Origin of the sequence: Clostridium sp. ZBS15 (assembly GCF_023845705.1) — a bacterium.
Lineage (GTDB): Bacteria > Bacillota > Clostridia > Clostridiales > Clostridiaceae > Clostridium > Clostridium aquiflavi.
Map to the genome: position 1 here is coordinate 1 of NZ_JAMQHY010000095.1, position 8,926 is coordinate 8,926.

12 protein-coding genes are annotated in these 8,926 nt (G+C 28.4%); all 12 read right to left on the minus strand.

Features of this window, described 5'->3' with window-relative positions:
• Positions 1 to 527: 527 nt before the first annotated feature.
• Positions 528 to 935 carry a hypothetical protein gene (locus NG904_RS16570; RefSeq protein WP_252232813.1) on the minus strand — a complete coding sequence of 136 codons (408 nt, stop codon included), beginning with the start codon at positions 933 to 935 and terminating at the stop codon, positions 528 to 530.
• Positions 925 to 3,003: a late control protein D gene (locus NG904_RS16575; RefSeq protein ID WP_353846077.1), complete on the minus strand. Its 2,079-nt coding sequence runs from the start codon at positions 3,001 to 3,003 to the stop codon at positions 925 to 927. The genes NG904_RS16570 and NG904_RS16575 overlap by 11 nt, the downstream gene beginning before the upstream one ends.
• A gap of 34 nt (positions 3,004 to 3,037) precedes the next feature.
• Positions 3,038 to 3,430: a DUF4280 domain-containing protein gene (locus NG904_RS16580; protein WP_252232815.1), complete on the minus strand. Its 393-nt coding sequence runs from the start codon at positions 3,428 to 3,430 to the stop codon at positions 3,038 to 3,040.
• 14 nt (positions 3,431 to 3,444) lie between these two features.
• The gene (locus NG904_RS16585; RefSeq protein WP_252232816.1) at positions 3,445 to 3,969 is read right to left on the minus strand and encodes an imm11 family protein; all 525 of its coding nucleotides are present in this window, start codon (positions 3,967 to 3,969) and stop codon (positions 3,445 to 3,447) included.
• A gap of 18 nt (positions 3,970 to 3,987) precedes the next feature.
• Complete coding sequence (locus tag NG904_RS16590; protein ID WP_252232818.1) at positions 3,988 to 4,584, minus strand: hypothetical protein; 597 nt, start codon at positions 4,582 to 4,584, stop codon at positions 3,988 to 3,990.
• 2 nt (positions 4,585 to 4,586) lie between these two features.
• Positions 4,587 to 5,333, minus strand: a complete 747-nt coding sequence (locus NG904_RS16595) for a phage baseplate assembly protein V (protein ID WP_252232820.1) — start codon at positions 5,331 to 5,333, stop codon at positions 4,587 to 4,589.
• Between the two features lie 216 nt (positions 5,334 to 5,549).
• The gene (locus NG904_RS17505) at positions 5,550 to 5,780 is read right to left on the minus strand and encodes a tyrosine-type recombinase/integrase (protein ID WP_353846078.1); all 231 of its coding nucleotides are present in this window, start codon (positions 5,778 to 5,780) and stop codon (positions 5,550 to 5,552) included.
• The gene (locus NG904_RS16605; RefSeq protein WP_353846079.1) at positions 5,753 to 5,890 is read right to left on the minus strand and encodes a site-specific integrase; all 138 of its coding nucleotides are present in this window, start codon (positions 5,888 to 5,890) and stop codon (positions 5,753 to 5,755) included. Before NG904_RS16605 ends, NG904_RS17505 begins: the two co-directional genes overlap by 28 nt.
• Before the next feature lie 204 nt (positions 5,891 to 6,094).
• Positions 6,095 to 6,397: a site-specific integrase gene (locus NG904_RS16610; RefSeq protein ID WP_252232824.1), complete on the minus strand. Its 303-nt coding sequence runs from the start codon at positions 6,395 to 6,397 to the stop codon at positions 6,095 to 6,097.
• Positions 6,398 to 6,582: 185 nt separating this feature from the next.
• Positions 6,583 to 6,918 (minus strand): Imm8 family immunity protein, encoded by a 336-nt coding sequence (locus tag NG904_RS16615; RefSeq protein ID WP_252232826.1) that lies wholly within the window; start codon positions 6,916 to 6,918, stop codon positions 6,583 to 6,585.
• Positions 6,919 to 6,930: 12 nt separating this feature from the next.
• On the minus strand, positions 6,931 to 7,890 hold the full coding sequence (locus tag NG904_RS16620; protein ID WP_252232828.1) for a hypothetical protein: 960 nt from the start codon (positions 7,888 to 7,890) through the stop codon (positions 6,931 to 6,933).
• 157 nt (positions 7,891 to 8,047) lie between these two features.
• The gene (locus NG904_RS16625; RefSeq protein ID WP_252232830.1) at positions 8,048 to 8,851 is read right to left on the minus strand and encodes a DUF4176 domain-containing protein; all 804 of its coding nucleotides are present in this window, start codon (positions 8,849 to 8,851) and stop codon (positions 8,048 to 8,050) included.
• Positions 8,852 to 8,926: the final 75 nt, after the last annotated feature.

Sequence of the window (8,926 nt, forward strand, 5' to 3'; positions counted from 1 at the left end):
CAAAAATATTTACAGCCTCAGATGGTTTATTTCTTATACCTTTTTTGGGATTCATACTACTAAATATAATCGAAAAACAGGTAAGATTAATTAATTTTTCTTACCTGCTATCTTGACTTATATATTATTTTTAAGATAATATTCCCTGTATTTGAGTCATAGTACTTATTAAAGAAAAAATCTCACTCTATTTCTTTTTCACGTTGATGGCGGCAATCTAATATTCCAAAACTCCCTCTATTATTACATGTAATAATATCTCACATTCCAATTGCATTTTGAGGGCTTCCACCAGCTATTTGATTAGGAGCATATAATGCAGATTGACTCTTAACTGTCTTTCAAATTCATTTTTCAACTCTGAATTATTATTAAGTTTGGGCTTAATATTAAATTTAGGAACTTCTATAACTGTATTCATTCGTTTATATACATTTTTTACATCTGCCCTTAAAAAAATATGTGGAGTAGCCTCTACATGTACTATTAAAAATGTACTCCTACAATACATGCATCCATGTTACATTTTATCTATTCTTACATTTTTTAGTATTGATAAGTATAACTATAATGAATATTATGCATAATACTCCTACTAATCCAATACTTAAAATATATAAATCTATTAAACACTTATTATTTTCTTGAGAAACACTTTTAAGTATGCCTACTATTAATGCAAATAAATTAATAGGTCCTATGCATATATATGATATCAAACCAACTATGGACATTTTATTATAATCAAATGAATGTACAAACTTATCTCTTGATATAGATTTTGCAATAAGAATATCTGCAAATAAATTGTTTTTTATAGTTATATATTTTTTCCATTTACTGTTTGGGAAATAAGCTGAGCATGTCCTACATTCATCATTAAACAATAAGAAAAAGAATATAGTTACAACTATATTTACTATTTTAATTTGCATTTGGAACTTCTTCCTTTCTTTGTGTTATCTCATTATACTTTTCTTTTACAAATTTACTTCCCATGCTAATGACTGTATCAATTCCAGATATTTTTGCTCCCCATATTACACCACCTTTTACAGCTTTTATTCCATCTGTTGTATATAGCCTATTCCAAAAATGCAATGTTGGCTTATATCCATCTCCACCTAATTTACCAGTCAACATACCTATCCCAATTCCTTTGGCAATATCTTTCGCATCACCACCATTTAATGCTGCTTGCGTTCCTCCAATTGCTCCATTTATAGCTATTTGACCTTCTACTCCTATAGGAGTAGCAGCAAAAGCACCACTTAACGCACCGCCACAAGCAGCTATTACTGTTTGATATGGATCAACTTTGGAAATATCTCCTCCATTTGTTGCTAACTGACACCCAACATCTACACTTGCTGATACAACTGCACCTAAAACTGCACATGCAACTACTGCTCCTCCTACAGGAGATGCTACTGCTAAAGCTCCTACAGCTAGTTTTTTCCAATTAAATCCTTTCTTTTCTTCCTTTGGTGGTTCTGGCTCAGGTATTTTTCCAGCTTGTGGCTCATCATCAAAATCTGGATAGGATTCACTACAACTTCCATTCTTAATTATATTATCAGATGTAAAATGTAAATCTGTTTCTAGAGAAAATCCACTTTGTGTATTAGATTTTAATGCACTTATTTGGCTTACACCATTTATCTTAACATTTTTTGGTGTTTTCATTATTATTTCAGAATCTGCACTTAATGTCAATTTCTTTGGGCTTGTTATTTTTATCCCTACGCTATCATCAATACTTATACTTATTGGTGATGCACTTCCACCTTTAATATTTAGTGCTGATGGTGTCATCTCTAATTCACTGCCATGTTCAGTTCCAAAGTATCTTTTTGTTGTATCACTTGTTTTAGCACAACTACATCCATTACTTCTTACACATCCTGAAACTAGCGGTTCATTTCCACTTTCATCTGGGAAATATAATTTTGCACTTGTTCCTACTACAGGCATTGAGTACATTGTATTTCCTGTTGGTGGGGCATACTTAAATCGTGAGCCTTCCCCTTCATCTTGGTTCTCATCTATACTTAGATGAAGTTTTACTTCTTCCCCTTCAACTGCTAACACTTTTCCTTCAAGTGATGCTCCACACAAAAGTGAATTATATATTTTTGTTTGCCATACCCCATTTTTTCTTCGCAATTTATATTTATAAATTATTTCATCTTGATATTTGTGGGCTTCATAGTCACTAACATATACATCCTTTTGCTTGAAATAAATATTATCTCCTATGCTGTATCTTTCTCTACTCTTTATTTCATAGTAAAAATAATCTGTATCATGAAAACCTAAATCATATCCTCCTGCTTTATAAAAAGTTTTTAAATCTTTACAAGCTTTATATGACATTATATCTTGCAATTCATAACTCTTTCCATTATTTGTTCCAAAATATAGTGTATTATTCAAATCTATTATATCACAATATATTTCTGACTTTAATTCACTTGCTATTCTCTTCAGAAAATTCCAATCTGTTTCTTTATATTGAAATAATGGCTTTCCTATTGCTTGTCCTTCTCCTATGCATTGAGTAAAGTTAAAACCAGAATAATCATTTAATATTATTTTTATAAGTTCATCATATGTCATGTTTATATTCTGAAATGATCTACTCTTTTCTTTCATATCAAGCTCTGAACTTTTCGATATTCCTTCTATTTCTATATAATATAGTCCATCTTTATTTGTTGTCTTTATATTTTCTACTATTCCATTAAATATTACTACACTTTTACTTATATCTACATTATTAATGTCTACTTCTGAATTATTATTTTCATCTTCTTTTTCTTCATAAATTGTTATTTCATCTTTAGTTGAAGCTTCTATAGAATATTTAAAATTAATACTATCATCTAATAAACAATTTAAATATAATTTTCCATGTTCATTAGGTGTATACGTAATTTCAATATCTTCTACATGCAATAATTTATAAGGCGATTTAATCCTTAATGCATGAATTGCTCCCATCCTATTTCTTCCCCCTATTTTATATTTATCATTTTTAGTCTTCTTGTCCTGTAGTTACAAAAGTTATTTTTCCACCATATTCGCAAACTAAAAATGAATCTGTTGTTAAAGCGTCTTCTCCACTAACTAATGTATCTTCCTTAGTTTTCATCCACTCTTTTAATATTTTAACTTGACACTTTTTGCCTACAGCATTATTACCATTCATATCTATTACTGCAATATCTCCATCACCTGCTGGACAGTCTCCTTTACATACTCCAAAATATCTTATATTTTTTTCTACAATATTATCTTTCTTATTCATCATAGGTTTTTCACTTGCATAAGATCCATGACTATTTGGAAGGCTTATATGTCTTTCATTAGATCCCTTATCACATACCATTTTGGCTCCTCTTACAATGTAATATTTTTCATCTGCCATTTTTTATCCCTCCTTTATTCAATTTCTAATTTTTCTAATGATATTCCCCTTGGCTTTCTTCTTATCAAGCTTTCAGCAACATCTAATCTAACTACTATTAGAGTTTTTTCACTTTCTTTTATTCTAAATATCTTTTTTCCTTCAATCTTTTTCTTATTTAGAACTATCTTTTTAACTATTGTTCTATTTAAGTTAAATTCTGATTTTTCATCTAATGCTTCTATATCTTCAAATATAGGCAGGTAATAATTTTCTTGTGTATGTTGTTTAGAATCTATTAGTGGTAAAATCTTAAAAACAATATCAGTATCATATTTACAAATAATTTTCATCATTTTTTCAGATATTAAAAATAATTGCTTATCTAATACATCTAAATACTCACATCTTTCCTCTGCTGTAACTTGAAATATAATTACATCATCAATTTTATGTGCATTTAGTCTATTTATATCTTTTGTATTAATTTTATGAAACATATCCTTAAGTCGTGGAGTATTAGTATATCTTTCATCCTGTTTTAATAAAAAATAATCCATAATATTCTCCTATCTAAATTAATTATTTTCATATATTATTTCTGAACTATCCATTAACTCTCCAGCAAGAATTTTTATATTGCTACTTTTTTTCATTTCTTTATATGAATCAATTTCTATAAACTTACTTACTAATTCTTTTAGGAATTCAACTGCTAAAATATGATATTTATCTGCTTCATCTAAAATAATATACTCTATATCCATATCTGTTATAGTTCTTCCATATTCTATTTTTCTGCTCTTTAAATTTGATTTAAGTTCAAAAAGAGAACTATATAAAAAATCTAACTTTATATTTATTGAACATTCTTGTTTATCTAAAAACCAACTTTCATCATATAAATCAATTCTAAATTCTCCTTTTCCTTCAATAATACTTGTCCTTAAAAGAGAAAAATAAATATAAGTAACTTGTCCTTTCAAATTATTCTTTTGCATATCTATGCACTTTTCATATACTGAATCAAATCTTTTAATTAATTCACTATCAATGTCTTCTTTATTATTTCTATAGAATTCATCAATTCTAATAAAATTATCAACCCATATATTATCAACATATTTCGTTTTAAATTCTTCTAATATTTTATCTTTATCTGGATATTTAATCATAATTACTCAATCTTAACCTTTCCACCACTCATTGTTACATCATCTTTTATACTTAAATTAGCTGAATTTTGAGTTAAGTCAACACCTGAGTCACCACTTATAGATACTTTAGCTTTTCCATTTATTTCAATATCATCTTGTGCATCTAATATTATTTTCTTATTACTAATTATTTCTATTCCTCCATCATCAGTCATTTTAACCATCATTCCACTTCCACCTATTATGTTAACTGCACCTGGTTCCATAACAAGCTGCTTACCATACTTAGTACTAATACTCTTTATAGATGGATCTCCTCTCTTTTCTGTATCTCTACTTTTTAAATTAACAGAACTCATAACATAAGCATTTTTTTCTACATTATCAGGGAAATAAAGTCTTATAGCATCTCCTTTTTCAGGCATACAGTACCACCCCGTACCATCTTCTGATGAAAATACTGTTGAATATGGGAACCATCTTGCAGTACCTGAATCTTGACATCCATCTATTTCCAAATTAACTTTTACAACATCATTTTTAGTATCTAATATTGTTCCACTAAGAGAAATACCTACAATTTTATTATTGTAAATTCTTCCAATCTTCATCCCATTTTCATCTCTTAATTTATATTTATTAGAAATAATGCTATTATGCATTTGAATTTCTACTTCATATACATAAAGATTTCTTCCTTTAAATGTAATAGAATCACATAAACCTAAAATTTTATTTGTTATAACTTCATAAGTTATTAAATTCATATCATCTAAGTCACTTATTCCTTTTGCTTCTTTAAATTTGTATTCTCCAAGTTCCTTTTTAATTGAATAATTAAATTCATCTAAGGAATGTGTTGCAAAAGTTCCACCTTTGCCTATTGAATATTTTATATCTATCTAAAATTTCTATTGAATCATCACCCTCAAGTATTACGATGTCACCGACTTCTTTTAAGTTGTACATCCTGAAGTATTTATCTACCTGCTATGACCTGCTAGTTTACTTACTGTTGAAATTGGTACTCCTCTATTTATTAACCTTGTACAGAATGTATGTCTAAAGGTATGAGATTTTAATTTATTTACCATCCCTATATCATCAGTTAACCTTTCAAGCATTGTATTTATAGCATCCCTTCTTAATGCTCCCCTTTGACCTATTATTAGATATTCTAAATCTTTTAAGCTATAATCTCTGTCTTTAATGATTCCTTGATTACATCAGCTAAGTCGAATTTCACTGGTACTTCTCTGAATTTACCTCCTTTACCGTATATCTTTATTGAGTAGTTCAGGAAATCAATGTCTTTAATCTTGATGCTACATAGTTCACTTACTCTAACTCCTTATAAAGTAGTAACATTACAATTACCTTATTTCTTTTACTTACCTTGTCCTCGTTCTAAATGTAGAAAAGTATTCTCTCAACCTCCTTATCTGAATAGATCTCTACTTGTTTCTCTGAACTGTAGGCTACCTTTACTCTATCCTTAGAATTTTCTACAACTATTTCTTTCATATCTCTAGTTGCTTACAAGATATCTATTTAGTGCATGAATGCTATTTATCTTTTTATTGATTGTAGCTACCTCATAGTTACTTTCTACTAGAAAATTCTTGTAGCTTACTAAGTAGAATCGTTGTAAATTACCATTGAATTCAACTACTTTATCTCCTAGAAATTCTATGAAAGCCTTAATGTCTCCGATATAGCTTTCAATTGTTTTAGGGCTCTTACCATCTTCAATTAGACTTGTTTTAAAATCCTCAATTATTTTACATATACACTTTACCTTATTTAATTTTTTACATAGAAAAAGAGTCAATGCTTCTTCATCAGAAACATTGACTCCTATCGTTGTTATAATATATATTTACTTTTTCATTTAGTTACAGCTTACTGCATTATAATAATAATGCATTCTTCTTATATTATTAAAATACTGATTTTATATTATCTTTCATATTTCAACTTTTTTGCATCATAATAATATACTTTTTTGTATCCAGTTTATATGCTATCTTCTTCCCATCTTAGGAACTTAGAAATATTATAATATGTGTCATCTAAATCTTTCATCTCACACTTTTTTATAATCTTATTTATTTCATTTTCTATTTCTTTAACATTAAAATCACTAGTTATCATATAACCTCTAGGAATCATTACTCCACCATTTACTAGTACTCTTTCTAATCTTTTAGGACTTATTATATCAAGATAGAACGCATCAAATGCTCCATTAATTTCACTTGGACCTATTCCTACTTCATATGAAATATAGAAGTCATCTGCGTCTTCTCCCCACTCTTCCATCATCTTAACGAATGTTTTTATCATTATCATCACTTTTCACTCCTAATCTAATATATCAATATGAACATTGCTTAGTTCTTTCTTACCCCACCCAAGTTCAGGATTCATATTATGTTGAGTTCTTATCATTTCATTTTGTTGGAAGTTAGCTCTAAACATACCCTCTTTAGGTTTATATTGTATTCTAAATGCTCTCATTCCATCTGTACTTTTAAATCCTATTAACTCACCTGTTGCTTTATCTATTATTTTTTCTGCTCCATTTCCTGCCCAGGCTTCACCAGCTCTTAAAGCTTCTGAACGTGTAGCACTACCTAACGTTGACAATCCCTTAGGTGATTGTTTTACTCCTAATAATATTTGAGAATCTGTTAAATCATCTACATATCCTGGATGCCACCATTTAGGTTTAGCCGTCCCCTTAGAAACTTCTCTTCCATTATTAATTTTACTAGTTTTAACTTCATCAGCAACTTTTGGTACTTTGGCTGCTTCTTCTGCTATATTATTACCTACATTAGTTGTATTTTCAATAGTTTTTCTAACCTCATTAAGTTTTTCAGCTTCACCAATACCTTCTCCAACTTTTGAAGTATTTAATATATCCTCCAGTGCTTTGCTAGTTTTTCCTATTGAGTTAATACCACTGTTTTCAGCTAAATTAACTCCCAATATCTCTTTATTTAATTCATTAAGCATCTTTTCAGCCTTTTTAGAATTAGCTACTTTTTCTGCCGCACTTAATTTTTTAATTTTTGAAAGTTTTCCACAATAGCTTGCTGCTCCAATACCACTGTCTAATAATGTTAACATTTCTAATCCTATTTTAGTAGCATCAAATGTTTCTTTATGTGGTGATGCATTTTTTAAATATTCATGCAATAAAGCAGATGGTTTTCCTTTTTGTTCTTTTATCCATTCAAAATAATTAACAGTTTTATTTTTTGTAAATTCATCAAAAACTCCTCTTGTCATTATATACTTATATGCATCAATCCCCAAATCTGCTGTTGAATCTAACGATGTATTGACAAAGTCTAAAGCACCATAATCTCTATTAATTAAACAAAGCTAATACACTCCAATTAATGTATTAGCTTTATTTAAGTATATATTTTTTCTTATCTTATTGATGCAATTTTAATAACTTTAAGTTTAACTACTCCTCTCTTAATGATTTTCTATATTCTATCAATTTCTTATTATATTCTATTTCTTGATCATCTTGATATCCTTTAAAATAAACCTTATTAATAAGATTTCCATCAAATAAATAATTACTATCCGCACTAACACTTCCCTCTGGATATACACACGCTGCATAATCATATATATCATCAGAAGTGTCTCCCTTTAAGTGTTCGATTCTTCCTATTATTATAACTTTTTTATTGGTTCCTTCAAATGTAACTATTGAACCTAATGGTAATAATTCTTCATCACTCCATTGTATGTTTTCCGTTACATCATTACTAACTATTAAGTTATCAGCATTGGTTATTTCTATTCCTTTTGATTTATTTCTATATTCCACTAATTGTTTATTATACTTTATTTCATCTTCATCTTGATATCCTTTAAAATAAACTTTATCTATTTGATTGGAATTAAACAAATAACTGTCATTACTACTCATAAATCCCCTAGGATATGCACAACCAGAATAATCCCATATTTCTCCACTCGAATTTCCTTCAAGTTTTCTCATCCTTCCAGTTATCATTAACTGTATATTAGAGTCTTTTAATAATACTACTGTTCCTAATGGTAGCAATTCATCTTTATTATAGTCTATCTCACTTTGTTGAGTGGTAACTATATTTTTTTTATCATCTTCTTTAAGATTACCAATATTTATTCTGAAACCACATCCATTTAAAATAAAAGCTATACCAATTAGAGCTACACTTAAAATAATTCTTTTTTTATATAATTTCATTTTTAACAAATTAACCATTTTCATTGAACTTCCACCTTATTATTCTTGTATTTATTCATACATTTTTTAATTTGTGTCCTTCTTAGTTTCCACTTCAAA

Excerpts from the sequence above, each read along its gene's own strand:
- NG904_RS16625 (WP_252232830.1), bottom strand. The coding sequence starts at position 8,851 with ATGAAAATGGTTAATTTGTTAAAAATGAAATTATATAAAAAAAGAATT.
- NG904_RS16585 (WP_252232816.1), bottom strand. The coding sequence starts at position 3,969 with ATGGATTATTTTTTATTAAAACAGGATGAAAGATATACTAATACTCCA.
- NG904_RS16595 (WP_252232820.1), bottom strand. The coding sequence starts at position 5,333 with ATGAATTTAATAACTTATGAAGTTATAACAAATAAAATTTTAGGTTTA.
- NG904_RS16590 (WP_252232818.1), bottom strand. The coding sequence starts at position 4,584 with ATGATTAAATATCCAGATAAAGATAAAATATTAGAAGAATTTAAAACG.
- NG904_RS16570 (WP_252232813.1), bottom strand. The coding sequence starts at position 935 with ATGCAAATTAAAATAGTAAATATAGTTGTAACTATATTCTTTTTCTTA.
- NG904_RS16615 (WP_252232826.1), bottom strand. The coding sequence starts at position 6,918 with ATGATAATGATAAAAACATTCGTTAAGATGATGGAAGAGTGGGGAGAA.
- NG904_RS16575 (WP_353846077.1), bottom strand. The coding sequence starts at position 3,003 with ATGGGAGCAATTCATGCATTAAGGATTAAATCGCCTTATAAATTATTG.
- NG904_RS16580 (WP_252232815.1), bottom strand. The coding sequence starts at position 3,430 with ATGGCAGATGAAAAATATTACATTGTAAGAGGAGCCAAAATGGTATGT.